The organism is Rickettsiales bacterium Ac37b (assembly GCA_000746585.2).
In the GTDB taxonomy this organism is placed as follows: Bacteria; Pseudomonadota; Alphaproteobacteria; order Rickettsiales; family Arcanibacteraceae; genus Ac37b.
In genome coordinates this window covers 393,054-419,848 of record CP009217.2, presented here as the reverse complement: position 1 = coordinate 419,848, position 26,795 = coordinate 393,054, and the positions used below count along the sequence as shown (strand labels likewise).

At 30.5% G+C, this 26,795-nt stretch carries 31 protein-coding genes; 7 read left to right on the top strand and 24 right to left on the bottom strand.

Annotation, left to right across the window (positions count from 1 at the left end; all coding sequences use genetic code 11):
- Positions 1-368: 368 nt before the first annotated feature.
- The 7 genes from NOVO_02110 to NOVO_02080 form a co-directional block, all read right to left on the bottom strand.
- Positions 369-761, bottom strand: a complete 393-nt coding sequence (locus tag NOVO_02110; GenBank protein ID AIL64817.2) for a Transposase — start codon at positions 759-761, stop codon at positions 369-371.
- 69 nt (positions 762-830) lie between these two features.
- Entirely contained in the window at positions 831-4,529 is a 3,699-nt protein-coding gene (gene secA_1, locus NOVO_02105; protein ID AIL64816.1) for a preprotein translocase subunit SecA, read from the bottom strand.
- Positions 4,530-4,619: 90 nt separating this feature from the next.
- Positions 4,620-5,174, bottom strand: a complete 555-nt coding sequence (locus NOVO_02100) for a hypothetical protein (protein AIL64815.1) — start codon at positions 5,172-5,174, stop codon at positions 4,620-4,622.
- A gap of 28 nt (positions 5,175-5,202) precedes the next feature.
- A complete protein-coding gene (locus NOVO_02095; GenBank protein AIL64814.1) occupies positions 5,203-6,030 on the bottom strand; it encodes a hypothetical protein in 828 nt (275 codons plus the stop codon).
- Positions 6,031-6,324: 294 nt separating this feature from the next.
- Complete coding sequence (gene leuA / locus NOVO_02090; GenBank protein ID AIL64813.1) at positions 6,325-7,299, bottom strand: 2-isopropylmalate synthase; 975 nt, start codon at positions 7,297-7,299, stop codon at positions 6,325-6,327.
- Positions 7,300-7,469: 170 nt separating this feature from the next.
- Entirely contained in the window at positions 7,470-7,889 is a 420-nt protein-coding gene (locus tag NOVO_02085; GenBank protein ID AIL64812.1) for a hypothetical protein, read from the bottom strand.
- 112 nt (positions 7,890-8,001) lie between these two features.
- Positions 8,002-8,145, bottom strand: a complete 144-nt coding sequence (locus tag NOVO_02080) for a hypothetical protein (protein AIL64811.1) — start codon at positions 8,143-8,145, stop codon at positions 8,002-8,004.
- A 157-nt stretch (positions 8,146-8,302) separates the two neighbouring features.
- On the opposite strand from NOVO_02080, the gene NOVO_02075 reads away from it, so the two are divergent.
- Entirely contained in the window at positions 8,303-8,932 is a 630-nt protein-coding gene (locus NOVO_02075) for a hypothetical protein (protein AIL64810.1), read from the top strand.
- Between the two features lie 37 nt (positions 8,933-8,969).
- Here NOVO_02075 and NOVO_02070 read toward each other — a convergent pair whose 3' ends face one another.
- The 6 genes from NOVO_02070 to NOVO_02045 all read right to left on the bottom strand — a co-directional run bounded on the left by NOVO_02070 (position 8,970) and on the right by NOVO_02045 (position 11,772).
- A complete protein-coding gene (locus NOVO_02070; GenBank protein AIL64809.1) occupies positions 8,970-9,509 on the bottom strand; it encodes a hypothetical protein in 540 nt (179 codons plus the stop codon).
- 127 nt (positions 9,510-9,636) lie between these two features.
- Positions 9,637-10,206: a hypothetical protein gene (locus NOVO_02065; GenBank protein AIL64808.1), complete on the bottom strand. Its 570-nt coding sequence runs from the start codon at positions 10,204-10,206 to the stop codon at positions 9,637-9,639.
- Between the two features lie 22 nt (positions 10,207-10,228).
- Positions 10,229-10,621, bottom strand: coding sequence for a hypothetical protein (locus NOVO_02060; GenBank protein ID AIL64807.1), 393 nt, complete (start codon positions 10,619-10,621; stop codon positions 10,229-10,231).
- A complete protein-coding gene (locus NOVO_02055; GenBank protein ID AIL64806.1) occupies positions 10,608-10,856 on the bottom strand; it encodes a hypothetical protein in 249 nt (82 codons plus the stop codon). The genes NOVO_02060 and NOVO_02055 overlap by 14 nt, the downstream gene beginning before the upstream one ends.
- A 351-nt stretch (positions 10,857-11,207) precedes the next feature.
- The gene (locus NOVO_02050; GenBank protein AIL64805.1) at positions 11,208-11,510 is read right to left on the bottom strand and encodes a hypothetical protein; all 303 of its coding nucleotides are present in this window, start codon (positions 11,508-11,510) and stop codon (positions 11,208-11,210) included.
- On the bottom strand, positions 11,503-11,772 hold the full coding sequence (locus NOVO_02045; protein AIL64804.1) for a hypothetical protein: 270 nt from the start codon (positions 11,770-11,772) through the stop codon (positions 11,503-11,505). Before NOVO_02045 ends, NOVO_02050 begins: the two co-directional genes overlap by 8 nt.
- A gap of 254 nt (positions 11,773-12,026) precedes the next feature.
- Between NOVO_02045 and hin the strand changes: the two genes are divergently transcribed.
- On the top strand, positions 12,027-12,605 hold the full coding sequence (hin, locus tag NOVO_02040; protein ID AIL64803.1) for a DNA-invertase hin: 579 nt from the start codon (positions 12,027-12,029) through the stop codon (positions 12,603-12,605).
- Between the two features lie 277 nt (positions 12,606-12,882).
- Here hin and NOVO_02035 read toward each other — a convergent pair whose 3' ends face one another.
- Positions 12,883-13,599, bottom strand: coding sequence for a hypothetical protein (locus NOVO_02035; GenBank protein ID AIL64802.1), 717 nt, complete (start codon positions 13,597-13,599; stop codon positions 12,883-12,885).
- 477 nt (positions 13,600-14,076) lie between these two features.
- Here NOVO_02035 and NOVO_02030 point away from each other — a divergent pair, with 477 nt between their 5' ends.
- The gene (locus tag NOVO_02030) at positions 14,077-14,328 is read left to right on the top strand and encodes a hypothetical protein (protein ID AIL64801.1); all 252 of its coding nucleotides are present in this window, start codon (positions 14,077-14,079) and stop codon (positions 14,326-14,328) included.
- Between the two features lie 115 nt (positions 14,329-14,443).
- Positions 14,444-14,707: a Transposase gene (locus tag NOVO_02025; GenBank protein ID AIL64800.1), complete on the top strand. Its 264-nt coding sequence runs from the start codon at positions 14,444-14,446 to the stop codon at positions 14,705-14,707.
- Positions 14,708-14,724: 17 nt separating this feature from the next.
- On the opposite strand, the gene NOVO_02020 is transcribed toward NOVO_02025, so the two are convergent.
- A complete protein-coding gene (locus NOVO_02020; protein AIL64799.1) occupies positions 14,725-15,684 on the bottom strand; it encodes an Integrase core domain protein in 960 nt (319 codons plus the stop codon).
- 126 nt (positions 15,685-15,810) lie between these two features.
- On the opposite strand from NOVO_02020, the gene NOVO_02015 reads away from it, so the two are divergent.
- From NOVO_02015 to NOVO_02005, 3 genes are read left to right on the top strand one after another with little or no spacing between them, the layout of a single operon-like run.
- Positions 15,811-16,110: a hypothetical protein gene (locus tag NOVO_02015; protein ID AIL64798.1), complete on the top strand. Its 300-nt coding sequence runs from the start codon at positions 15,811-15,813 to the stop codon at positions 16,108-16,110.
- 5 nt (positions 16,111-16,115) lie between these two features.
- The gene (locus NOVO_02010) at positions 16,116-16,685 is read left to right on the top strand and encodes a hypothetical protein (GenBank protein ID AIL64797.1); all 570 of its coding nucleotides are present in this window, start codon (positions 16,116-16,118) and stop codon (positions 16,683-16,685) included.
- The gene (locus NOVO_02005) at positions 16,663-16,950 is read left to right on the top strand and encodes a hypothetical protein (protein ID AIL64796.1); all 288 of its coding nucleotides are present in this window, start codon (positions 16,663-16,665) and stop codon (positions 16,948-16,950) included. The genes NOVO_02010 and NOVO_02005 overlap by 23 nt, the downstream gene beginning before the upstream one ends.
- Positions 16,951-17,040: 90 nt before the next feature.
- On the opposite strand, the gene NOVO_02000 is transcribed toward NOVO_02005, so the two are convergent.
- The 9 genes from NOVO_02000 to dadX all read right to left on the bottom strand — a co-directional run bounded on the left by NOVO_02000 (position 17,041) and on the right by dadX (position 26,792).
- Entirely contained in the window at positions 17,041-17,217 is a 177-nt protein-coding gene (locus NOVO_02000; GenBank protein ID AIL64795.1) for a hypothetical protein, read from the bottom strand.
- Between the two features lie 83 nt (positions 17,218-17,300).
- Positions 17,301-17,570 (bottom strand): hypothetical protein, encoded by a 270-nt coding sequence (locus tag NOVO_01995; GenBank protein AIL64794.1) that lies wholly within the window; start codon positions 17,568-17,570, stop codon positions 17,301-17,303.
- 149 nt (positions 17,571-17,719) lie between these two features.
- Positions 17,720-18,952, bottom strand: a complete 1,233-nt coding sequence (locus NOVO_01990; GenBank protein AIL64793.1) for a hypothetical protein — start codon at positions 18,950-18,952, stop codon at positions 17,720-17,722.
- Positions 18,953-19,035: 83 nt separating this feature from the next.
- Positions 19,036-21,456 (bottom strand): hypothetical protein, encoded by a 2,421-nt coding sequence (locus tag NOVO_01985; protein ID AIL64792.1) that lies wholly within the window; start codon positions 21,454-21,456, stop codon positions 19,036-19,038.
- Positions 21,453-22,238, bottom strand: coding sequence for a hypothetical protein (locus NOVO_01980; GenBank protein ID AIL64791.1), 786 nt, complete (start codon positions 22,236-22,238; stop codon positions 21,453-21,455). Before NOVO_01980 ends, NOVO_01985 begins: the two co-directional genes overlap by 4 nt.
- A gap of 467 nt (positions 22,239-22,705) precedes the next feature.
- On the bottom strand, positions 22,706-23,077 hold the full coding sequence (locus NOVO_01975; GenBank protein ID AIL64790.1) for a hypothetical protein: 372 nt from the start codon (positions 23,075-23,077) through the stop codon (positions 22,706-22,708).
- A gap of 145 nt (positions 23,078-23,222) precedes the next feature.
- Positions 23,223-24,299, bottom strand: a complete 1,077-nt coding sequence (arnB, locus tag NOVO_01970; GenBank protein AIL64789.1) for a UDP-4-amino-4-deoxy-L-arabinose--oxoglutarate aminotransferase — start codon at positions 24,297-24,299, stop codon at positions 23,223-23,225.
- Between the two features lie 274 nt (positions 24,300-24,573).
- Complete coding sequence (locus tag NOVO_01965) at positions 24,574-25,161, bottom strand: SCO1/SenC (protein ID AIL64788.1); 588 nt, start codon at positions 25,159-25,161, stop codon at positions 24,574-24,576.
- A 515-nt stretch (positions 25,162-25,676) separates the two neighbouring features.
- Positions 25,677-26,792 carry an Alanine racemase, catabolic gene (gene dadX, locus NOVO_01960; GenBank protein ID AIL64787.1) on the bottom strand — a complete coding sequence of 372 codons (1,116 nt, stop codon included), beginning with the start codon at positions 26,790-26,792 and terminating at the stop codon, positions 25,677-25,679.
- Positions 26,793-26,795 lie beyond the last annotated feature (3 nt).

Below are 26,795 nucleotides of genomic sequence, written 5' to 3'. Positions count from 1 at the left end.
AGCCCAATATTTTTCAATTGGGTTGAGATCAGGAGAGTAAGGTGGTAAGAATAAAAGTTTACAGCCTATATCTTCTATTAAATTCCTAGTTCTAGCTGACTTATGGAACGTTGCATTATCAAGTATTACAACTTGACCAAATCTTAGTTCGGGCACCAAACACTGACTAACCCACTCGTTAAAAACTTCTGTATTACATGTGCCCTTGAAACACATTGGCGCAATAATTTTCTTCCCAACCTTACCTGCAATAAAGCTTTCTCAATCATGTTTTTTACCTGAGATATCACCATAAACTTTACTTCCTCTGAGACTGTATCCCCAAGAATAGTACAAATAGCTATCAATTCCACTCTCATCAATATAAACTATATCTTCCGCTTTATAGTTTGCGATAGCTGCCAAAAATAATTGCCGTTTTGCTTCATCCCGTTCACGATAGAGTGTGGTCTTTTTTTTCGTGTGATCCCCAAAGTCTTGAATGCCAAACAGATAGCAGCTGTAGACACATTAAAAACCTTTGCAAAATCAGATAATAGCCAATTGCTGTTTTTAGACACCTCGTTTAATAATTTGATTGGATCAAGCTTCTTCCATGTCTTAGCTGCTCGTGTGGCTGCTAAATTCCCGGATTTCGATCTCGATAACCATCTATAAATTGTTCTTTCACCTATGCCAAAAATTCTTGCAGCTTCTTCTCTGGTATAACCTTTATTAACATAGTGAATTACTTTTTTACGTAAATCTAAGGAATATGCCATTGCTTCTACTGTTTTGGGTTTATGAGCTTTTTAATATATCATATATCATGTCTTTATCAACTTAATTTACTATATATCTCCTGTCTCTAGTTTTTTCTTAATATTAGCTTCATCCGTGTAATCACCATATTCTAAAACTCTGGTGTAACCTTCCTCGCGTAATGAGCTTGCAATTAGCTGCATTTCCTCAATGTTACGGGCTACAATTAATACCGGCCGCTTTTCCACTTCTGTATTATGATGAACTGAATATTCTATATTACTTAACCATCCTGCCTGATCATCATAACTGACCATCTCCGGAAACATCGTTAGCTTTTTAGGCATAAAATTTGGCATTACTGCCACATCAACACCATATACATGATTGATAAAGAGATGATGACTGTCTGTCCCGGCTGTACCTGTTGCTCCATAAATATGACCTTTATACTTCAATAAATAACTTACATATGACTGGAAAACACTAGTTAGTGATTCAGGGGTCAGTTTTATAGCATGCAGAATCTGTAAAAACTGGGTAACACCATCGCTCCAGTTCATATTATATTGTACAATTCCTGTGCTTTGATCAACAGGAGCTATAATATGGTAATTAGAGGTACTGTTATAATAATGGACATTCCGTACTACATAGGTAGTGTTCTCAATGTGACTACGCGTATTAATAGTGGCGTTAACCCATCTAGGTAAATGCTCAGCAATAAACTTCTCGACATGTTTTGGTAAAGCAATTTGCTTCAGTATTTCATTATAAGCTACACCAAGAGTTAGCTCCTTAACCTGCTCCACCAACTCTTCAGGTACTTTTTTTATAAATTTTACCAGTTCACTATAAGTTTTCTCATCTAAAACTAGGGCCTTTTCATCTTCTAAATAGGCCTTATACGCCTCATAACCGAGTGACTTGATAATAATATTTTGGATACCCCACATGTAAATCAATATCTGACCAAATGACTCAAAGCCAGGTATTGGCCCTGATTTCTGTACCTTCATGTTGCTGTTATCAACAAACATATGGTCCGCTTCATCAATGATGATTACATCATTGCCTCTGCCATTCTTCACATTAAAGCTCAAATCCGATAAACTATCTCCAACGTAATTTAACATATCACCATAAACTACATCGTAATTATAACATTCCTTTAATGGATCTAATCCTTGCTCACGCCTGATATTGTGACCACTACTTATGCCAAGTAGCTTATAAAAACTTATCTGATCACCGCAGTCACGTTCTGCAAGATTTGAGGTGCTAGTGAGAATGTCCACTCTCTTGCCATCCAGCACTTTAAGGCTTGCTAACATAGCTAGAATTGTAGATTTACCCTCTCCAGTACTAACTTGCACAATCCTACCACTTGATGCTTGATACATCATTAAAACCGATAAAATTTGTGCCTTGCGCGGATAATAATGATCAGCAGAAGTACGATATACGGCTTCTTTTAGTATAGCTAAAATCTCACCTAGATTTTTCAAGCTAATTTTATTAACATGCTCTTTTTTCCAAATCTCAAACTCTTCATCATTCCAGGTGCTAAGCTTCTTCGGTCCGCTATAACCATGGCTAGTTAGAAAGCCCATCAATGCTCTTTCTTCAGCATTGGTTAGCCTCAACTCTCCTTCTTGTAACTTACTTTCTAGCTCATCTTTAAGCTTGTTATAAAGAGATAAAGAAATACCACCATCTTCTCCACCAGCACCTCTAAGTGCTATTTTTCCTATACCTACTGCTTGGATATATAACTTATTATCTTGAATAAATAATCTTATCTCCTGATTGTCTGAATTAGGTACATTGTCATAATATAACTTAAAGCCATATTGCTGCTCAAAACGCGTTATATTCTCTAAATTTGTCTTTAAATACTCTATTTGCTCTTTATTTAAATTCGTTAGTAATTCACAATTTTCAGCATTTAACTCCAGGCAGCTTTGATCGTCAATTTTAATAGATTTAATCAGCTCTTCTTCAGTTTTTTCTATAGTAACATTATTTTCTCTATAAAGCTGATTAATACTCTCTATCCAGCTATTTGCCTCCTGATTTTGAATAATTTCGGCTATATTTTCTCCTGCTCGATTGATTAACCTTAAAGATAATTGATAGTTGGAGATCTTAACAAGCACCTGCTCAAAGATATGTATCGTATCCTTATTTTGCGCCTTGGCTAGTTCACATAAGAATTCCATGGGCCAATCAGCTAATTTTAGCACTCGATGTAAATGCTGCGCGAGCCTGCTTTCTTTACGCCTTAGCTCTAACTGACGTTCTTCTTTTTCATCTTCCTGCTCTATTTTATTCTCCCAAGCAGCTGGATCCTTACTTTTTATTTCCTCGAAAATTTCATTTAAAACTCTATAACCTCGGCTATCTTCATATTGTTCTTTTGCTTCTTCTAACTTTATTATTTTCTCTTGTTGTGCTGGAGTAAAAATATAATCTTGACCAAGATTTACTATAATATCTAGAATATCAAGCTTGTTATTGATGTTACCATCTGCTTTAAGCACACTATCTATATCATTAACTTGATAAGAAGTGCTTAAATGCTTATATAATTTCAGAGCTAATCTTTGAAGATGAATATCTTCTGATCCTAGCATCTTGCTAAAATAAGTAAGTATATCTTTAGGTAGCAGAACCTTATAAGTAAATAGATGCTCAAATATTGCTATGGCGCCTTTTGCAACTTCTGCTGCATCAGAAATTTTGACAAGATCTAGGGAAGAGCTAATTGCTTTCTCCAGCAATTTGGTTGGTAAATGTTTGCTATCTCTAACTACACTATAGATAAGCTGGATTAAAGGTGAAGATTCATTATTATATTGATCTAATAGTTTAAGATGCGCATCAATTTTTGCTTTATTATCTAAAACTTGTGGCTTTGTCACTAAATCATTAAATTCTGTAACATAGTGGTTATAGTAATCTGTGATTTTAGCTATGAAATTTAAAGGTAAATCATAGCCTTTACCTGTAAGTGACTCAACCGTCCTTTCTAGCAAAGTTATTTTAGATGGATGAGAAGCTGTCTTTAACCCTAAATACTCACCCACACTCTCTAATAATCCTTCTAATAAATAATTATTTCTTTTAATAGCTGATTCACTTACTAAACTGTTCTTAGCTTTAATGGTACCTATTAACTTATCACTAAAATCAGCATTATCGCAAGCCGCTTTAGCCAAAAACTTAGCATGGCTATCATTATCTGCAAACTTTTCTGCATAATTTAGGAGGATAGTTAGGATTTTATCATCTAATTTTCTATATTTGTCTAATTTATTTTTAAATATTTCTTCAAAATAAAGAATTGAAGATTCTTTCAATTCATGAGAAAGCTTTTGAGCGAATTCATCTCTAAGTAATATATCAATATTAGCTTTTCCAAGTAAAACTTCTAAGTCAGAAGGAGATTTTTCAAGAAAATTATGTATATGTTCTTTAAACGTATTTAATTGTGTATTATTTTTTACTATATGTTTAATAAAAGATTTTATAATGTGATTATAATTTTCAATATTTTCTGAAAATGGTTTATGTACCCAATAATCTATAATACATTGATCTGGCTGATTTTGTTGATATAATAAAACATTATTATTAACAAAATATTCGTTAGGAGGAGTACATTTTGATGCGGCATTCTCTATATAATGTTGCAGTGCTGTAGATACCTCACATTCCTGATTTAAGCAAGAAGTAGTATAATAATATTCTGGGTCAAAAAATAAGCCAAGTAAATTTATAGACATTTTTTATTCCTTTATGCCCATAGGAATGTTAACTTGCATATTTTGTACAATATAAGACATTTTATTCTCCTCCCAATAAGCTCTTAAATATTAATTATGGTATTGATTGTGATAATTGTGACTTATCTTCTCTTCTCCACTTAGCTTGACTTCGTTTCCAGAAATACTTGACATAGTATTTTCAGTATTGCTAGAACTAGCGTATTCAGAATAAGTAAATCCCATCCCTTCAGTACTCCATAAGTCTTCATCATTTAATAAATTCTCTATCAGTTTTGCTTCATTCTCAACAGCAGTATTTCTATCTTTATTTGTTTGGATAATAGCTGTATCGGTATTTGCTATTAATGTCTGCACACCAGCATCCCTTGCTTTAGATTCAGCTTTATGATCATCAGCAAATTTTTCACTTAATTTTAAAGATTGTTCCAACTTTTCTTTTTGTGTTCTTAAGTTTTCTAATAATGATTTACGATCATCATCAGATATCAATGCTTGTTCAGTGAGTTGGATTTGCTCGTTAATAGCATGTAAATATTCTTTCTGTTTTTCTTTTAGACAAAAAACTTTGATATAAGGTGAAAAGCCACAGCCTTCAGGTCCTTGTCTTGTATCAGCCAAATTTACTTGAACAAAATCTACCATAATTAACATCCCCCCCTTGTTTAATTTATTAAAACCGTTGAATTAATTCGTGATCATAAGGCTTAACTATCACTACCCATCTCTCAAGCCCAGGTGACGTGCTATGGATAGTACCTTTTAGTTTACCAGCTAAATGCACTGAACCTTCCCCAAATTCAGCACTTTCACTTGTTGCTATCTTAAATAACCTATCTATGCCCTGACCTTGCATATATTCTAAATTTTCATCATAGCCATAAGAATGGGTTGAGCTATTTGCAAGTAAATTAAATTCCTCTTGCACAGTTTTATTCATTTCGTGATATAGGGTAGAAGCTCCTTTAAGAGTAATAATAAAAACATTTTGACTGGAAGCGCAGCCAAAATCAGAACCTATTTCTTCCGCAAAAGTTTTATCAATATGCCAGCTGGGAAAATATTCACCAAGCCCATTATGATAAGCAATTAAGGAAATAGTAGCATCTTCGTAACCAGAGCCATCAATGATATTGAAAGTAATTCTAGCAATTATTCCTGCTAGTTCTAGATTACTTACCATATTAACTATATGAGAATCTTGATCAATCACTGAATCTAAGAAGGTAAGTAAATTACTTATCAAGTTATTTTCAGAATATAAAGTCAGAAAATTAGTGCTAGCCAGCTTTAAGTTAGATAAAATTTCATGCTCATAATTATTGAAATGAAGATCATAAAAGGAAAATGCAGCTAAGCCATGTTCAAGATTTTCTATAGCATGATGAATCTCAGAAATTACTGCTCTATCTTCTGACCTGCATTCTTCAAATAGTACAAATGAGCTAGCATCATAGCTACTACCTTTTTCTGCACTATAAATCCATTCCAAATCCAGCATATTAAAGTCCTATTTACTTAACCATATCTATTAATTACGCTAAAAACTTAATTAATACGTATTACTAATATCATTAACAAACCTTTAATAAAAAGAGCAACAATATATCCATTTATTTATTACAATGCAAGCTTAAAATTATTAATATAATAATGATTCTTTAACGAAGCTTAACTTCTATTACCTACTAAATGCACATGCAAAGGATAGCGGCTTGCGGTCATATACAGCTCCCGTTCCCTAATATGAATAAGTCATTTTAATTTTCCTTTATTTAGTTGTTTTACTTTAGTTTTAATGGAGTTTATTTTTATGATTGGGCTTATGACTATTTGGTTCAAAGTTTTGGCCTCTCTTAAAAAAATCTTTAACTTTTTCGATAAGATTAAGATCTATTTCATCATCAGAAGATAAATCAAATGAGGCATTGATCATATTTTTGATCATTGATTTATCCATAAATAGAGAAATATGGTCTTTGATGTATTCAGCTGCTACATATAATTCACATAAATCATAGCAATTACTACCTCTTAGCTGCAGAAAACTGCAAATTGCTTCGGTTCTTAAATTGCCATTATATTTACCTAAACCATATAATGATGAACTTAAAAAGCTACTTCCTGCGTCTATTGCTGCAATACTATTTGCATGTGCTAAACCTAAATGATCTCGAGCATGTAAGCCAAGAGCAAGATTATCTTTAAAAGCTAATGAACTAAAAAGCTCAGTAATTTTACTTGGTATTAAGCTACCATTCGTATCTTCAAGCAAGATATTAGTAATGCCAGCTTTACTGATATTTCTAATATGCTCATTTAATTTTTCTCTATCGATCCTAGAAATCTTAGGTAAGGTAATAAACAATTCGAAATTATAAGTGCGTAGCTTTTCAATCATTTTAAGAGTAAAGAATGGATATTCATAATCAAAATATATATTGATAGCATCAACTCCGCTTTCTGACATTTCTTCCAGGTCATTATTATAGATATGCTGAGGATTAATCATGACGGTAAGTTTACAGTTAGATAAAAGGGACTTACAATAAGCTAAATATGGCTTACTACACACACCAGCTAAGCCTTTCTGATTTTTATCCCCTTTATCCTCACTAGCATTACTCCTATAACCCACTTCTGCATAGTCAATACCAGAGTTATTTAAGGATGAAAGCACTGTACTAATAGTTTTATTATCAAAGTAAAAACCAGTCTTATGCCCGCCATCCCGGAGCGTTATATCAATCAATTTGATTTTTTTGTTCATTTTTTACTCTTATTTGATTAATAATTATTTTAATTATGTTTCTGTAAACTTGTTTTTTCTAATTTCTGCTGCACAATAGACCATACTATATTTTTTCCTTTTGATTTGTGGCACTTATATAAGATAGAAGTTTTACCAACTCAATTAATGAGTAACTTACAAATTTTTGTTCATTCATCACTATTTACCTTCATTAAATTCTTCCTGTCAGTGCTAATTTTTAATTCTATTAGCAATAATTGCTCTTTTAAAAATTCACTGTTTTTAGATACCATGTTCTCCAGTTCTGCATTGAGCTTAGTGAGTAATAATGAGATATACTTATACTGCCTTTCGGTAACTTTATGATTATATAAAGCTGCAACCCTAAAAAAGTTACGCTTTAAAACACCATAATTTTCTGTTAATTCTAATATAGAGATTCTAACATCATTATTAATCTGATCACACCTTACTAGGGTATGATCAAGTAACTTAATAAATCCGTTTATTTTAGAATCTTGTTGCTCTATCCAAATTGGAAATTCATTTTTATTAATTTTTACTTCTTTGGCGCACTCATGATGATATTTATTTTTAGGTACAAACATCTTGTTTTCCTTTATTATCAATTAGCAATCAAACGTATATAACGTTATTTCTATATTCCTTGTTTATCCTTTGCTAATCCATATACTTGCCATGATTATATCCACTTACATATCAATTTATGCTTGCTACTTTTAACTTTTCTACTGTAGCTTTTTTTATCATTACCAGTTCATCTGCTGAAAATTCACTAATGCTCCTTAATTTACGCAATAGCTCACTTAAAGACATTTCTTCATATTGTTGGTTATTCATCATATTATTATTAAAATTAAAATTTTTATATTTAATAATTATTCATTATATTTATTTATCATTTTCTTATATTTTAAGTATTGAATTGAAAGGTAGATATTTTTTTAAAAACAGTGTATTTAAATTATAAGATTAATTATAAAAATATATAATACCCCATATGTCAGATGATCAAATTACTTCACGAATGAACAAGTCTTACGATAGATTAAGGTTTATTAGATCATTAACGGGCTTATCTAGAAAAGTTATCGCGGAAAAATATGGTTTACCAGAAGTTACTCTTAATAAGTGGGAAACAGGAGCTTTACCTATTTCCGAGAAAGGGGTAATTAGATGCCTTGATATTTATAAAAAAGAAGGAGTAATTGTTAGAGAGGAATGGATTTTATATGGAAATGGACCTATTCCACATATCACAGACCAATCTAATAAAATTCATCATAAAGGAAACTATAAAAATTTTGCTAATGATATAAATTATTTTGAAGAAAACTATGCGGATTGTATAGTTTTTAAGGTTAGTGGAGACGAAATGCTTCCCATTTATAATATAGGAGATATAGTTATAGGTTATATTTATCAAGAAAATTATAAAGAATTAGATAATAAGTATTGTATTGTAACCCTTACTGATAATAGACAGTTATTGAGAAAATTAGTTATTGCTAATGACAAGTATCATCTTCATTGTATCAATCCGCTAACGAGTTGTAAGGAACCTATTTTATTTGATGTTAAAATAAAAGAAATAGCCTCCATAATATGGCATGGAATAACTAATCACTAAAATTTTGTATTTATCCAATTCTCTAATTATAGATAAGCTACAAAGAGATATTATTGCTAGATTCTCCTATGCATTGTTGTTTTATAAAATCCTGCCAATTTTGATCATGCTGATTATTATTAGTACAATTATATTCTTGATCAGCTATTTTTTTTAGAGCAACAAAATTATTCATCGCTTTATTTGCCAGTATTTCGAGAGGAGTAATATTATGAAGAGTAGTATCAATATTTTCAGTGAACCTCAATAATTCATTACATAAATTATCATCATTATAGCTAAACATTTTATTTACTCCTAAAGCTTTTAGCATTCCTTCAATTTTAGGAGTATTACTGTTTAGAGCAATAAAAGGGGTTTTTAAACAAGCTGCAGCAATAGAATGATGAAACCTCCCTGACACAAGCATAGTAGCTTGCTCGATAACGTTTAACCATTCGTCTAAAGACTTTGCTTCTACAATTTCCCATTTAGTACTTAGTCTTTTTTCAATAAAGCTCATAAATTCTCTATCATCCTTAGCTGGATACTCTTGAGCTCCATATAAAAATTGTATCTTATAACCATGTTCAGCCATTTTATTTAAATAGCTGATAAATTCGGATAAACCCTTTTCAAATTCTTCAATATTTTCTGCTTCATTAGATAAAATATTTAAATGTAACCAAGCTGCAGAACCTGCTATAAGCAGAGTATTACTATCTTTATTGCCATGAGGTTTGTAATGATTTTATATATAAGGGCATACAATCAAAGCTCTCAACTGCATTTATATTCATTTTTTTAGCTAGAGCATAACTTATAGGTTCTCTTATGCTTGAAAAATCAATCGTATCGTAAACTAGCTTATATAATCCAGAAATTTCTGGATTATATAATAGTAAGTTATCTTGAGGGTACATTGAATGATTAATAATCTCAACATGTTTATTGAGGAATATTTTGCTAGCATATGCTATATATAACAAACTAAGAGGAGCAGATCTTACTCCATGTAAAGTGCCTTCTCCGTTAAATACTATAATATTATTTTTTTCAATAAGGGATATAATTTCAGGATTATTTTGTCTAAAGATTTCAAAATTACTTATATCTTTAAATGCTGTAGCATTGGTCGGAAAAGATGAAAATTTATAAGTTTCTGTTACTGGATAAGAAGTTAAATCATAACCTAAAGTTGTTATGCCTTCTTTTAAACCAAAGGAAGTAGCTGTACAACCAAAATGATACCAATTAGTTGTATCATTTAACAATAAAACTTTTTTTCCTTTCATAATTAATAACCCTCAATAATCGTTATCTTATACAAACTATATTTAAATTTAACATAGCTTCAAGTTTTAGCCATTGTTTGTCTGCAGTATATACAGGGATGTTATTCTGATTTGCTAAAGATAAGCATATGCAGTCTGCTAGAGATAAACCTAGATTACGTGTATTAAAAAATAATTTGCCAGCTTGCTCTGCTAGTTCTTGATCTACTGAGATGACATTTTTGATAACAGAAAGAATTTCTGTTACTTCATCTACATTGATTGATTTACGTAGTATATAATAACATTCTGAGAAATTTATTGAAGACATTATAGCATGTTTCATTATAGGTCTTACTTTTTCATGACCTACTTCCTCTGCTAAGAAAGCAAGTAATGCAGAGCTATCTAACACTATAGAGTTACTTAAGTTCATCTGATTCCTTTGTCCTTAAATCTTGTAATTCTTGAGTGAGGTGTCTTTGTTTAATGTTTTTTCTAACTAAATTTTGTGCTTTATCCAAGAGAATGTCATAAGTAGAAATAACTATTTTGTCATGATCAAATGTTACAAGTAATTCATCACCATCTTGTATGTGCATTTTATTTCTAAAATCCAAAGGTATAGATATTTTACCACCAGTGTAAACTTTTATATGATGACATTCCATATAACAACCTTATAATAAATGAATTATGTATTTAAGATACTAATATAATAAATGATATATATCAAGTAAAAAGTGAATTATAAATTTTAATTATATAAATAATACAATATTGAAATACTGAGATTAATTAACCAAATAGATATCAGGATAGGGTATACCCTATTTGGACAGCAAAGGGATTATATAAAAGATGTCAGAATAGGATACCTTTTTAAGGAAATTTAACTTACTTTAATGTAAAGGAAGAAAATATAACATTCTAACGTGTAATTAAGATCACTGTTAATATTTGAGATAGTACTATTCTTTAATAAGCTTCTTAATTTGACGATTATAAATAGGGCAGTCAGGTTAATTTATATAAGCCCCATCATGGTCAGGAAATAAACCAAGCAATACCATGTAATCACCATCACGATAAGCGGTGCCACGATATTTCTGAGAAAACCTAAAAGAGTAAAGATTATTACCTTTAGAAGTTTGTTTTGAAGTAATTAACTCCCACCTGATTCCTTTGTCAGAATATAATGTTTCCCAACGTAAGAGTTTGATTTTCTTTAAAGTATTTAACAATGCCCTTTGTTCTACTTTTTCTAAACTAAACAATTGTTCTTGAAATTTTGGGTAATTCATATCTAACAGAATTTTAGTCATTTTCTATTTTACTTACAATTTCATCATAATTATCATGTCTTGGATGATTCTCAGCCCAATCTATAGCTTCATTTAGCGCCTGTATGTTAGTTTGGTTATACAACCACATTTCACTGTCTGGTATAAATTTACCAGGCTTAATAATAAGAGTGCCGTCTTCCAATTTAGATATTTGAATTTGCTTTCCGGCATATTCTTTACCAAGCGATACTTGGCCATTCATACCAACTTGTTTAATGGTGAAATCGTAATGAGCGTGCATATAAAACCTTTTTAATCAAATCCTATTATAGGATTATATTATATTTGTAAGACAGTGTAAATATGTTTTGTGTATATTAAAAGAAATGTTAATCCTGCAAAAAAATAATCAGAAAATTTGTCTCATCAAACGACCGTTTTTTAAGACTAAAAGTTATATCTTGAAAATAATAGTGATTTATGTATTATATTATCATCTCATTAATCATAGTATGATTTACTCATTATAATGCATAAAAATAAGAAACAATTACTATGAACAGAAAAATTGGCTATGCTAGAGTAAGTAAAAATGATCAAGATCTAAAAATGCAAATTGATGCTTTAGTAAATTTTGGCTGTAATATAAAAAATATCTTTACTGACCAGGTATCAGGTTCAAAAGCTGAAAGACCTGGACTCAATAAATGTCTAGAAGAATTAAAAGCAGGGGACGTCCTTGTGGTTTGGAGATTAGATCGTTTAGGTAGATCTATGATCCATATTGTTTCTCTTATAAATGATTTTCAAAAAAGAGGAGTATCATTTAAATCTCTATGTGATGGCCCTATAGATACGACTACTGCTTCAGGTGAATTTGTTTTTAATATCTTTTCTTCACTTAGCCAATTTGAAAGAAGGCTAATACAAGAAAGGACAATAGCAGGGCTTAGTGCAGCAAGAGCTAGAGGAAGATTGGGAGGAAGAAAGAAAACATTAGCTACAAATCCAAAAGTTTTAACTGCTAAAAAAATGCATCAAGATCACAAAATGAGCATTAATGATATTTGTAGCATCTTAAAAATTTCTAGAGCAACGTTTTATCGATATATTTCTCTTGAAAAAATAGTGTAAATTAAAAGCGATAACTTTAAGAGTAGAAAGAAAATATTGTAAGATTCACAAGCCAAGAGATTAAGGAAAAGGTAAATTAGGGTATTCCAAAATCTTGGGGATCGCAAGTGAATATAAGATTTCTCGTGAGACTCATCATCAGTATTTAAAATAATACTTGACCCCAATATGGTTAAGAGAGTACAGATTTAATTCTGTAATAATTATTTATCACTAGAGAATTTTGAAAATTTACATAAATAAACTTAATAATTAGTCCAATTTTATGTTTATAAATCTAATTTAGTAAGTCAGAAAAAAAATCATAACTTTTGCATAGGATGTGGTATAATCCCAGCATAGTTGGAGAATATTGAGATGGATACATTTGATCAAAATGATCACCTTCTAAGCCTGCAAGATTATACATTTCTTGTACAAAATCTACACAATTATTGCCCAATAGTTTATATGCATAATCTTTGTCACAAGTATTAGTTAAATGCGCTACCCTACTGAATATTTTACTTGCTTGCTCTTTACTGATATTGAAGATTTTACTTTCCATATCCATTAGCTCTTCAAAGCTATACCCCCCAAAAGTTGAACTAAAATAAAGAGGATTGTTAGAAAAAGGATCTCTTAATTCGTTTATTATTTCATACCTATCATAATTCTTTATACTATGGGAATCTTTAATGAATAAATATCCAAATATAGAAAATTCAGCTAAGCTTTTTCCAGTTTTAGCATAACTGCTGTAAGGATGCCCAGAAGAATAAAGAGAACTACCAATTGAACTTTGAGTAAAAGGTATAAAAGGCATAAAAGGTTCAACATATCTAAAGAAGCCGGAATTTTTTTCATCATCATAAGATATATCATCCGTAGGATTTTCATCAGCTGGGTATAAGCCAACATAGAAACTTGCAGGTTTGGAATTGGAACAATCAGAACATTCTAATTTTATAAAAGCATGCCCTGTATCATGATAAATTGTTAATTGATTTTCCATTATAGCTACTTAATAATTAATTTTTATTAAGAAATAATTATATTAATTAAATATTAAAGTCAATATTTAAATTACAATATTAATAATTTCTAACAGTAATTTTTCTTAAATTCTTTTAAAATATAACAGAATACTGATCTTTTTGAGCCTTCAATAAAAATTATATCTACTACCAATGATTTTAGACTTTATAATTCATTTGAATATTATAATTATAAGCAAAAAGATAATCTGGATATTGCTTGTATTAAATCTAGGTTGTGTAAAGTTTTCTAGAGTATAAATTGAATAAAGTAATTGAAAATGCTGAGATTGGTGGTAGTTTGTAGTCATCAAAACTTAAAATAAACTACCGATATGAAGTATTACATAAAAACCAGTGAGTGGAAACAAATTTATTATCAATTAAGCAAAAGAAAAGACATAAGAAGCAAAAATCAAAAAAAGCTAAGAAAATTTATAGAGGCCATATGGTATATGGCTAGAATTGGCTGCCAGTGGCGTCTATTGCCCAAATATTATGGCTCATGGTGGGCTATACATTTACGTTTTCAATCTTGGTCAAAGAAAGGGATTTTTGAAGATTTATTTAAATATTTCCAAAAATATCCTGATTTAGAAGTTAGGATGATAGATTCAACTATAGTGAAAGCCCATGCTTGTAGCGCAGGTTTAAGTAAAGACAGTGGAGAAAAAGAGGTTTTAGGAAGAAGTAAGGGGGGGTACTAGCAAAATACATACATTAGTTGATGGACTGGGAAATCCTCTAAAATTTATTTTAACTCCTGGTCAAAGGAATGATATCACGCAAGGAGAAGCCTTAACTTCTGAGTTAGAAAACACTGTGTTAATTGCAGATAAAGGTTATGATGCAAACAAATTGATAGAAAGCTTAAAAACAAATGATTGCGAAATGATTATTCTTTCTAGGAAGAATCGTAAAGTAATACGTCCTCATGATAGGCATATTTATAAGGAGCGCCATCTGATTGAATGTTTGTTTGGTAAAATTAAGCATTTTCGTAGAATATTCTCAAGATTTGATAAATCTGCAAATATATTCTTAAATTTCCTTAATTTTGTAGGCATTCTTATATGGATTCGTTAAAGAAAACTTCACACAACCTAGGTGTACGGTTTCAGTAGTTGATGGTTAGGATTAATTCTAAAATTATTAGCATTTTGTGTGTAACAAGTCAAGATCATTTCAAAAGGCGTTTTTCTAGCAATAGAAGAAAGCCTTTTAGCATAATTATAAGCCATAACAAAAGCTTGTAGATGACTATCTAACTCTTCTCTACTAGTATAATGATACTTCTTAGTAGTAGCTTCTTTTATAGTCCTATTCATTCTTTCTACTTGACCATTGGTACTTGGACTATAAGGCCTTGTTGTGCGATGCCTGATACCGTAATCTTTACATTTTAGATCAAATCTATGTCTTGCTTTAGGAGCTCTGTACCTGGCTAAACCATTGTAAGCAAATTGAACACCATTATCAGTTAATATGGTATGTATCTTAAAGGGACAGCTACTTACCAAGTTATCAAGAAAATTAACTGTAGTATCGCCATTGCTATTATTATGCAGCTCAACATAAGCAAATTTACTCACTCTACATATTGCCACAAATATGTAAAATTTTCCCTCACCAATTCTTACTTCTGTGATATCAAGATGCATAAATCCTATTTCATAAGCCTTAAATTTCTTCTTCTCTTTGATATTATCTTCTTTGGGTAAACAAGATAAACCGTACCGTTTAAGGCATCGGTAAAGATTTGAACGAGTTAAATAAGGTATTTCTTTAATAAGTGCATCAAAGCAATCATCCAAAGGTAATTGCGTAGACTTACGAAAAGCAATAATCAAAGCTTCATCTTCGGGCTTCAAAATAGTAGTTGCTTTTTTAGGAGCATTAGAGCGATCTTCTACTCCTTCTTCTTTTCTTTGACGCCATTTTATCACAGTTTTAGGGTTAATATTATATTGTTCACTTAATTCTTTGATCGTAGCTTGCGATCGCTGTAATTCTTTTCTAATTGCGTGCGTAGTCGTGGCGCAGCCATGTAATATTTGTCCCACAATTCCTCCAAATTAATTATATCCCTAGCTCTTACTTATATACTCTTTTTTTCTTCCATCAACCCTTGAAATTGTACACCTAGGGGAATAGAAGATAATTTAAGTAAGAATACTAGTATAAGGTATATGGAAGTAGCATATGAATCTGAAAGTAAAGGTTATTTACCAGCATTACTTGCAGTAAGTAAAGATAGTAAGAATAATATTAGGGCTGTTCAGATAATATATCTTGATAAAGAAATAGGAAATAAAGCTGATATAAAAGTAAAGAAGAGAAGTTATGGTACATTAAAAGGATCGTTAGTAGAGATCAGTAAATCAAATAATGAAAGTAATACATATATAGTTGCAGAAGGGATAGAAACGGCTTTAAGTATAAAGGAAGCAGGTATAAACGCAAATATATATATGCTTCACTTGGTATAAGTAATATGAAGTCAATTAGCGATTATCTAAAGGACAATCTAAATACAAATAACAAAGAAAACATCCAGATTATAATAGCAGCATATAATGACGGAGATGATTCAAAAACATTTAAAACCTTAGAGAAAGTGCAAATTCATCTTAAAGAGGAAGGTTATCAAGTGCAGATAGTAATGCCAGCTAAAGAAAAAACAGATTTTAACGACCTACTAAAAGCAGAAGGTAAAGAGGTCGTTAGGGATAGTTTTACTAAGGTTCTTAAGGTGAAAGGAGAAAAGAGAGATGAAGATATGGCAATTGGTGAAATTGAAACTGCTCATCCTGGATATTTGGGTTCACAAGACACATTTTATGTAGGTAATCTAAAGGGCGTGGGACGTATTTATCAACAAACTTTTGTGGATACTTATTCTAAAATAGCTGCTGCTAAGCTTTATACGACTAAAACCCCTATAACATCTGCTGATTTACTAAATGATAAAGTATTGCCTGTATTTGAAGAGCATAATATGAATATATTACGTATTTTGACAGATAGAGGGACTGAATATTGTGGTAGACCAGATTCATCATGATTATCAGCTATATTTAGCTATTAATGATATAGATCATACTAAAACTAAAGCACATTCACCTAAGACCAATGGCATATGTGAGCATTTCCATAAAACTATATTACAAGAGTTTTATCAAGTAGCTTTTCATAAAAAAATATATCAATCTCTGGAAGAATTACAAAAAGATCTTGATAATTGGATACAATATTATAATAATGAACGTACCCATCAAGGAAAAATGTGTTGTGGTAGAACACCTATGCATACTTTCTATTTAAGGTAAACAAATCTGGAAGCAAAAAGTTGACAATCTCAATTTAAACTGACAGTAAAATACTTCCTCATTATGGGTAACTGTCACATCATGTTTGAACTAGTACACTTTAGCATATTCTCCAGCCTTAATCATTGCTTCAAATTCTAACATAACTTGATCTAAGTTTGGAGCTGCCTCTTTTTTCTGTCTTTTACTTGCTTGCCATTCCTTTTGTTCAGTATCCTTTGCAAAATGCACTCGCTTTTTATTTTCTACATTTATACTTTCTTTCATACTGATTCTCTCTTTTATATTGCCATTTAATAAAAAGCTTAATAAAAAGTAATATTTATTGCAAGATAAATAATTAAATATTGTTAACGTTCTCGGTCGTTTTTATTAATTTTTTCTTGTAGCATTTTGGTATATTTTTCTCTATTTGGAGGTAACTCTGAAGTATCTATATCTTCTACTACTATACCATTTTTTGCTAATTTTTCTTTAATATTTGTATGTTTTAAATTACTACTATCTTCTGGAGAACTATTAGGAGAGTCACTAGAAGAATAGCTTGTTTCAGCGTCTGTTATTTCTCCTGCTGCATATTCGGTATCTTTAGAAGCTGTTAATATTTGCTTAGGCACCATCTCTTCGCCTATAAACAATGCTTTACATAATTCTATAGCTTGATCTCTTAAAATTAATTTCTTTCCTTCTCTTTCTTTAACACATAAATCATAAATATTACTAGACGCTACTTTTACAGATCCAAATACCGCACATTATGAGTACAATTCTACTTACCTAAACTCATAGTGCTTGCCTGTTTACTTACTTGTTCTTGATTATATCTCTCTACAAAGCTACTTGGTCGTGGACTTTTGTTCTGCAGCGTTCTTACAACCAAATTTAAGTCTTCTGTCATCTCCCCGGTATGAGTGCTGTTAATATCTTTTATTTTTTGCTTATAAATTTCTACTATTTCTTCACTAGCATTTTCAAGCTTTAAAAATATCTTTAATCCTTCGCGAAAGTCATTACGCCTGTAATTTTTCTGACTACAGGAACTTGTAAATAATCTAAAAGCTTCATAATCGATATTGGAAATATTTTCTCTTAAATGTTTCTCGTCCAAATAATTAACAATATAACTAAGTCCTTTAATATCCAATTTTTCACATAGCTTTTTAAACAATTTCCCCTTTGCACCTGAGTATAATGCAGAAGATAGAGCTAGCTTTTCTTCTAATACGCTTGTATCATTATCTCCATACTTTTTAGTTAGATCTTGTATTTTCTCTGACGCATTATACAATCTATTTAGTTGTGATAATAAATTATAATATCTATTTTTTTCAAAGTTTTCTGTTTGATTTGCTATAATTTTTTCCCAATTAATAATTATTATTTCCCTTTGACCTAATTGCTCTAACACCCCATCAATATCCTCTCTCATTTGGTCAGTAGTATTATTAGTATCATTGATATAGGCTAGATAATGCTTACAGGCTCCTTTGACTTTATAGGATTTCTCAAATAATAGCTCTACTCCTTCTTTAAATGATTCTCTGTTTAATTGCTCACTACCCTCATTAATACGATTTGAATCAATAAATAATTTAAAAACTATATAATTCCTATACTGAAGATTCACTTTAAGATCATGTGGTGTTAAATGATCAATTAGAAATTTCATACCTTGAATATCTGTTCTAACATTTAAAGTCCTTAATAATTCACAATTATAAGACAATATTTTAGATATTTCTCTTTTTTCTAACGTGTCTCTATCTTCTTCTAATTCTTCATCTTTATAAGAGGCTATAATAGGCGCTACCATTTTTTTACATCTTGCTATAACTTTATCATACTGCCCAGCCTTAATCATTGCTTCAAATTCTAACATAACTTGATCTAAGTTTGGAGCTGCCTCTTTTTTCTGCCTTTTACTTGCTTGCCATTCCTTTTGTTCAGTATCCTTTGCAAAATGCACTCGCTTTTTATTTTCTACATTTATACTTTCTTTCATACTGATTCTCTCTTTTATATTGTCATTTAATAAAAAGCTTAATAAAAAGTAATATTTATTGCAAGATAAATAATTAAATATTGTTAACGTTCTCGGTCGTTTTTATTAATTTTTTCTTGTAGCATTTTGGTATATTTTTCTCTATTTGGAGGTAACTCTGAAGTATCTATATCTTCTACTACTATACCATTTTTTGCTAATTTTTCTTTAATATTTGTATGTTTTAAATTACTACTATCTTCTGGAGAACTATTAGGAGAGTCACTAGAAGAATAGCTTGTTTCAGCGTCTGTTATTTCTCCTGCTGCATATTCGGTATCTTTAGAAGCTGTTAATATTTGCTTAGGCACCATCTCTTCTCTGATAAACAATTCTTTACATAATTCTATAGCTTGATCTCTTAAAATTAATTTCTTTCCTTCTCTTTCTTTAACACATAAATCATAAATATTACTGGACACTACTTTTATGGATTTTAAATAATCTTCATTAGTTTTAATAAACTCTTTTAATGCCCCATCCTTGCCTTCCTTCATATCTCGTCTATTGTACATATTTTGTAGGTTTTCTAATCTCTCTTGGAATCCAACTAATCCTTTATCTTGTAATGTGTTATCTTTTCCCTCTATAACTGCTTTAAATGTATCCATCACGAGCCCCTTAGTGGGTAATACTAAGCTAAAGCTCTTTTCTATTTCAGCAGCAAACTGTGAATCATAAATAGTCTGATCTTTATTCAAGGCACTTATCAGTGCCTGTTTCACTGATTTTGCTTCAGGTAAGATTGCAATATTCTCTGATTGCTCTTCTATTATTTTACCCGCAATTTTCACTGCATTCCCATCAATAATATAATCCTCTCCTTCTTTTGCCGCATAAACATTTTGCAGGAGTTTTATTATCTCTAATCCGGTAATTCTATAATAATAAGCTCCAAGCTTCATTTCATCATCATTAGAAAGCTCAACCATAATATCAGTTTTATTCATCAGAGATGCTTGGAAATCTTGGATTTTTTGAATATTTTTGGTGGTTATTTCAGTTACAATTTCAGCATTTCTTTGAAAAATAGGTATATCATTGCTATTTTCTATCGATAACTTAAGTCCGCTTACATATAATTTAGCATATTCTTTCCTTTTATTACTTATCTCTTGCTTATACATACTCTGATCAGGAGCAAAATATTTAGCATCACTCAATGCTTCTTCCATATTAGCTGGATTTTCTGATATAGCATGCGCCATTACTTGCATATTTTCAAGCGCAAAAATTCCGCAGCTTACCTGTTTACTAGTAGATGCTTGTTCTACATCATTTTGCTGCTTTATATTTGGTTCAATTCTCTCAATAGTTATCTTATCTGCAAAGATTTCCATAACCTTATTCTCAAGCTCTTTATCTATATTCCAACCTAAAGAATCTTTATAAAACATTTTAAATTTATTATCTTCACTAGGTATCATCGCATACGTAACCCAGTGCTGGCTTTCGTTAATGTTATAAATACCGATTAAAGGCTTTTGAGGGTTCTTTGCATACTGCTCTAAAATATGGGCAGGATTTTGATCATTCTTTAAATCCCCCAGCACTTCGGCAAAATAGATATTTTCAGCATAATTTGCTTTAAAATTCTCTATAATTTTATTGATATCTTCATTCTCATAACAATATTCAAAGTTTTGATATTGATTAAAGGCATTATCTGTGCCATAGCCAAGCGCAGCTGATTTATCTTTAGGTAAATTAAGAGAGCTTATATCTTTACCTATATTCTTATCTTCAAAAGTTGGTATACTAACTTTTACCGAATTGTCCTTATCCTTTTTTGCTTTATCCAATACTTCTAGTATTTGTATTTCAGTTATTTCTTCTTTCATAAGTAAGCTATATAACTGATTTAAGCAATCATGTAAGAAGAAATTTGCAGCAATATTCTTATTTGTTAATTCTTTCTTCTTCCCTTTATCATCCTCACTAGCAGAATCTTTAGGATACATATTAGTTTCTGTAATACCTTGATGCCTAATACGTGCTTTAAATTCTGCCTTATATTGATTATACATTTCTAAATATTTATTTTTAAGAAAGGGAGGTCTTACCCACGTACTTTCTATATCATGATTGCCTCTTGAAGCAAATTCTATGGTCTTGCTTTTTTCATCTTTAGTGTGTTCTTGATCAGAATCATTTTCTTCTACAAATTGAGCTACTGCTTTACCATATTTTTCTGATAATACCTGATTTACTGCTTTTATAGCAGCACTGCAATCAGGGCAACATAGCTTTGATAAACCAATATATTGTATATTTTTATTGGTTCCGTTTAGCTTACCATCATTTTGTTCAATTTTATCCAACACTCTCTGAATAACTTGCATTTCTGCATGTAGATTACTTTTTTCCGCTTCTCCATTTATATGAATTAACTCATAACCATAATCTTTACCAGATGTTTTATCTAAATCTATATTTCTGATGGTTTCTATGTTGTAAGTTTTCAATAATGTTTTACCTTTAGCGGGCTTTCTATCAGGATCATACTTTTTCTTTGGCTCAGCATCATGCGTCCTACGTAATCAAGATGATAATTACTATGATTAAATGCTTTTCTTAACTGAGAATCTTTAGGCTCTGCTAAGACATATGTTTCAACTTTAATTAAGTCTTTGTATAGCCTTTTTATCCATTGCGCTGCTTCTCCCTTATAGGCACCAGAAACATGCTCCGCTCCTATTTCTTTTAGCTCTTCTGGTGTTAGATCAACCAACTCTTTAGATTGATCTCCATTCTTAGCTAGAAATTTACTTACCCATTGCTCAGTATAATCATCAAACTCTTCTCTATAACCTTTTTCTAAAGAACCCTTAATATATAATGTTGTTATCGATTTTAATAAACTCTCTTGTTCTCCTAAATCTCTACCTTGATTCACCGAGATATTTGCAAAGTAATCCATGACTTGCAGAATCAAATTTCTACCAGGATTCTCATTAAGATCTAGTCCAGTCGTAGCATGTAGCTTATTAGTAGAAACTAGTAGTCTCTCGCCATCAAACAAAATAGCAGCACATTTGGCATTACCAGCAACCAGACGCGCTAATGAATCAAGTTTACGAAGTGGTGATGACAAATTTGTAGAATCACGTGTCTCATTTTTATCTAGAATTTGAACATTAGATCCATCTTGTAATCCTTGATTTTCAGCCCTAGGTTTTTTGCTGGTTGACTGATTATCATAATCTAGTTCAGATTTTCTTTTTATTGAAGAATCATCTTCTTTCAATTGAGCCTCTATATATCAATGATCATTAACATGCATGGGTTTTCATCCGAAACTTATATTGCTGTACATAAAATGTTACCTTGTATGTATTAAATATAGATTAATATCTTAAATTTTATTAAACAAATAATGTCAAAAATTGATACTTTGTCGCAGTTCTGCTTACTAATGTCCCAAAGAATTAGGTAAATAAGCTTTTTTATCACTTTTACTATGAGTTTGTTATTTGATAACAGACTTTTAGGGCATATAATTAACTTGTTTTCAGAAACAATTATTTATTTGGCAATTTGTTAGCGGGTTAATTAAGTTCTAATACGTACGGTTTATTTTCAAAGCGCATATACTTTTTTGTATATATCACCTTTGCTCCTTGTATTATTCTCAAGTTAATAACTATAATATATTGGTTTTTAACTTATTAATAGAAAAAGCATTCGATTTACAATATTATATAAAAATAAAAATTAAAGAGATCTAGAATTTTTTTGTAGTTTTCTTTGTTCTGTTAGCGTTTCTACAAAACTTTTAGATTGTTTATGCTTAGGGGGGCTATTTTTAGATTTTTGTTTAAGTAAAGATTTTAAACTTTCCTCGATAGATTTTAATGCCTCTTTAGCGTTGAGAAAAAGTTGGATATTAAATCCTGTGTTAGGAGGGGTAGTAGCGGTTTTACCAAGCTCGATCATAAGAGAATTTAATAACTGATTATAAGTATGATCGTTATTTGTGGGTTGTGCTATTAAATGAAATGCTTTTTTTAAAACTGCTATAATGTGTGCATTAGTTTCTTCCTGTGTTACATTAATATGGTCTGCCTTTTGATTATGTAGATTCATATTGTTATATTCCTCATATTATATGTAAAGATATTACATAATTATTAATAATTGATCAATGTAATTCTTAATAATATTACGATTAAATATAGATATATTTTTATTTATGTTTATATATTGTTAAAAAACAATATATTAATAAAAATTAGATTGTTTTTAAAATAAGATTTGCAATTTTCCTAATGGTTTGAGGGGATAAACTATCATACATAGGTAGGCACAATATTCTTTGCGAAATATCTTCTGCAACTTTAGCATGTCCATGAGTATAGTTTAATTTTGTTAAACTTGGATAAAAATAGCGTCTAGGATAAATATTTTCTTGTTTGAGCTCATTCATTACTCTTAGTAATATTTCTTGTGAAGGAAAAATTATTGGATAATAAGCAAAATTATATTCAGTATATTCTGGAATGGTAGGTTTTTTTAAAATATTATTTTCCAGTAATATATCATCATATTGTTTAGCTATGATATAACGCTTTTTGATAATTGCTTCTATGTTTTCTAAGTTACATAATCCCATGGCTGCATGAAATTCAGAGTTTTTAGCATTAATACCTACTTCGTAAAATTCGTCTTTAGCTTTTTGTCCAAAATTGTGCATTCTTACCATACGGTCCATAAGTGTTGTATCGCTACTAATAGTTGCTCCTCCTTCTATAGTATGAAATAGTTTTGTGGCGTGAAAACTCATGATAGATATATCACCAAATTTGACTAAAGATTGTCCTTTATATTGTACTGCAAAAGCATGTGCCGCATCGTAAATAATTTTTAAATTATATTTGTTTGCAATATTTTCTAGCAATTCTGTATCACAAGGTATACCATATACATGCGTAGCTAATATTGCTTGAGTATTTTTAGTAATTTTCTTTTCTACTTCATATGGGTTAATTGTTAAAGTATCTGGTTTGATATCAGCAAATACGGCTGTACATCCTTCCCATATAATAGCAGAAGTTGTAGCTGCATAAGAAAAAGGGGTAGTAATAATTTCACCTGTAAGATTTAGAGCTTTAATAGCTAATTGTAATGCAACTGTGCCATTAGATGTAAATAATACCCTATTGGTATTAAAAAAAGTTGCTAGTTTTGCTTCCAAAGATTGTACTAAAGGGCCTGTATTAGTCAAAGTTTTATTTGACCATATAGTTTTTAAATATTCTAAATATTTTTCTAATGGTGGTAAGTATGGTTCTGTAACATTTATAGACATTTTGTGTATCCTAAAAATTATGAAATCTATGTTTATATAATACCATTTCTCATTTAAATTATCCACTAGGAGTACAAGTGGCGAGGCGGATAGCATTACTTTCGTATGCAATAGAAGCCGAATTCCCTAAATATGACAACGTGGAATTTAAATGGGAAATGGAATAAGATATTACTACATTTTTAATCTATAAAAAGCGTTTTTTGTAATCTCGTAATTTATAAAGATTTTTATATATAGCTATAGTGATTTTTATATTTGTTTATAATAAGTATTAAAAATAACTTTTAATTTGTTTAGCCATCTCATCTATATCAGAATTATAAGGAAAATGGGCAATATAACGATCTTTTTTGTCTGTAAGATAAAAGAATGAAGAATGATTCATCATATAATGCTTGCTCTTTAAATCAGCTTTAGAATAATATACCTTATATTGAGAAGCTACCTGTTTAATTTGTGCTGGGGTACCAGTTAACCCTATAAGAGGTTCGCCAAAATATTCTATATATGTTTTTATACTCTCCACATTATCCCTTTCTGGATCTATGGTAATAAAGATGGGTTGTAAATTTATAGACTCATCACCTAGAGCGTTGATTAGCTGAACTAAAGTGCTAAGTGCAGTAGGACATACATCTGGACAGCGGATGAAACCAAAATAGATAAGTTTAAATTTCTTTTTAATAGCAAAACTATTAAAAACTTTTCCATTATGATCTGTTAGAGTAAAAGAACCTCCTATATTATTAACACTTGGATTTGGTTTGTCGCGTGTACTGGAATATATCATTAAAATACTAACAGATAATATAATTAAAATAATGCTAATAACTATTACTATCGTTGTAGGTTTATGCATAATAGATCCAATTTTAAATTTTCTTAATTATGGATACTAGTTATATTTACTATTTATTTCAATAATATAGTTTAGAAAATTTTATTATGAGGTATTTTAATTTGAATTATCATATATAGTAAATGGATTTGAACTTGCGAATGCGGTTATAGCTGTTGCAATTTAAATATTATTTGTTGTGTGTTGCCTATAATAGTATTTCTACGCTGTACGCCTCATGCCTTGTATTCTTTTAAATTGCCTTTGCTATAGCTCAAAACTCTCCTACTATAGTAGTTTCAAATGGAGATGACACTCGGAATGAGGAGCCTACGCCTACTAATTGCTAGGAGAGCGACCAATGACGACATATGCATCTTCATTTGAGACTGCTATATTTGTAGGCTTGTATCTTTGCTCTATCGTTCCTAGTCCCAAATACAACTTAATTTACTATAGTAAAAGCATTTGAATTTGCGTACTTAGTTATCTTGTATCATCTCTCTTTAAGTTTATCTGCTAAGTGGTTCAGAAAATTATATATCGTTAAGCTGTATATCAATATTATATACTAATTTAAATCTATGCCCTAGATTTGTAAGGATTTCATAACCTAAGGTGTTAGCATATTTTGCTAGTTGATCCACTGTTATATTGTCGCCTATAATTTCCACAGATTGCCCCGGATATATAAAATGAGCTGGTACATTTGTAACATCTAGCGTAATTAAATCCATAGATACACGTCCTATCACGGGTGCTTTGTACCCGTTAATATAGCATATACTATTATTACTAAGTGATCTGAAATAACCATCAGCATAACCAATCGCTACAGTTGCTATTACCGAGTTTCTTTCAGCATAATAACTACCACCATATCCTACTGGAGATTGTTTGATATTATTACGTACTTGTATAATTTTAGAAGATAGATAAATTACATTATGCATAGGATTTTTTGACTGAGGTGTAGGATTTAATCCATATAATGCCATGCCAGGACGTGCTAGGTGGAAATGATAATTGGTGCCTAAAAAAATACCAGAAGAGTTTACAAAAGTAATATGCGTATTGGGCATATATTTTTGTATAATGGACATTTTTTTTAATTGTTCTGCATTTAAAGGATGAGTAGGGTTATCAGCAGCAGATAAATGGCTCATGAGATATAATATATTTAAATTTGCCACCAAGGTTTGATTATAGAATAGATCTAGAGCATCATATGTAGTTAATCCAAGGCGTGAAAGTCCGGTATCAATGTAAAGTATAGCAGGAAGTTGAATCTTTTTTGTGGAGGCAAAACAATTCCAGATTTTTATTTGATATATATCATTTAGAATGGGTGTCAGATTATAATGTATGAATTCTTGCTCTTGGTTTGGAAAAACACCATGTAATACATAAATATTATATTGCTTTGTTAAAATTGCTCTTAAAGAAATTGCTTCTTCTAAATTTGCAACAAAAAAATGCTTACAGCCATATTTAGCAAGGGTACTTGCAACATGGTTTGCGCCAATGCCGTAAGCATTTGCTTTTACTACAGCTCCGCACTCTACCGTATTTAATTTTTTTTTAAGAAATAGGTAATTATAGACAATAGAATTTAAGTCTACATTTAATATGGCATCAGCATACGAAGTCATAAA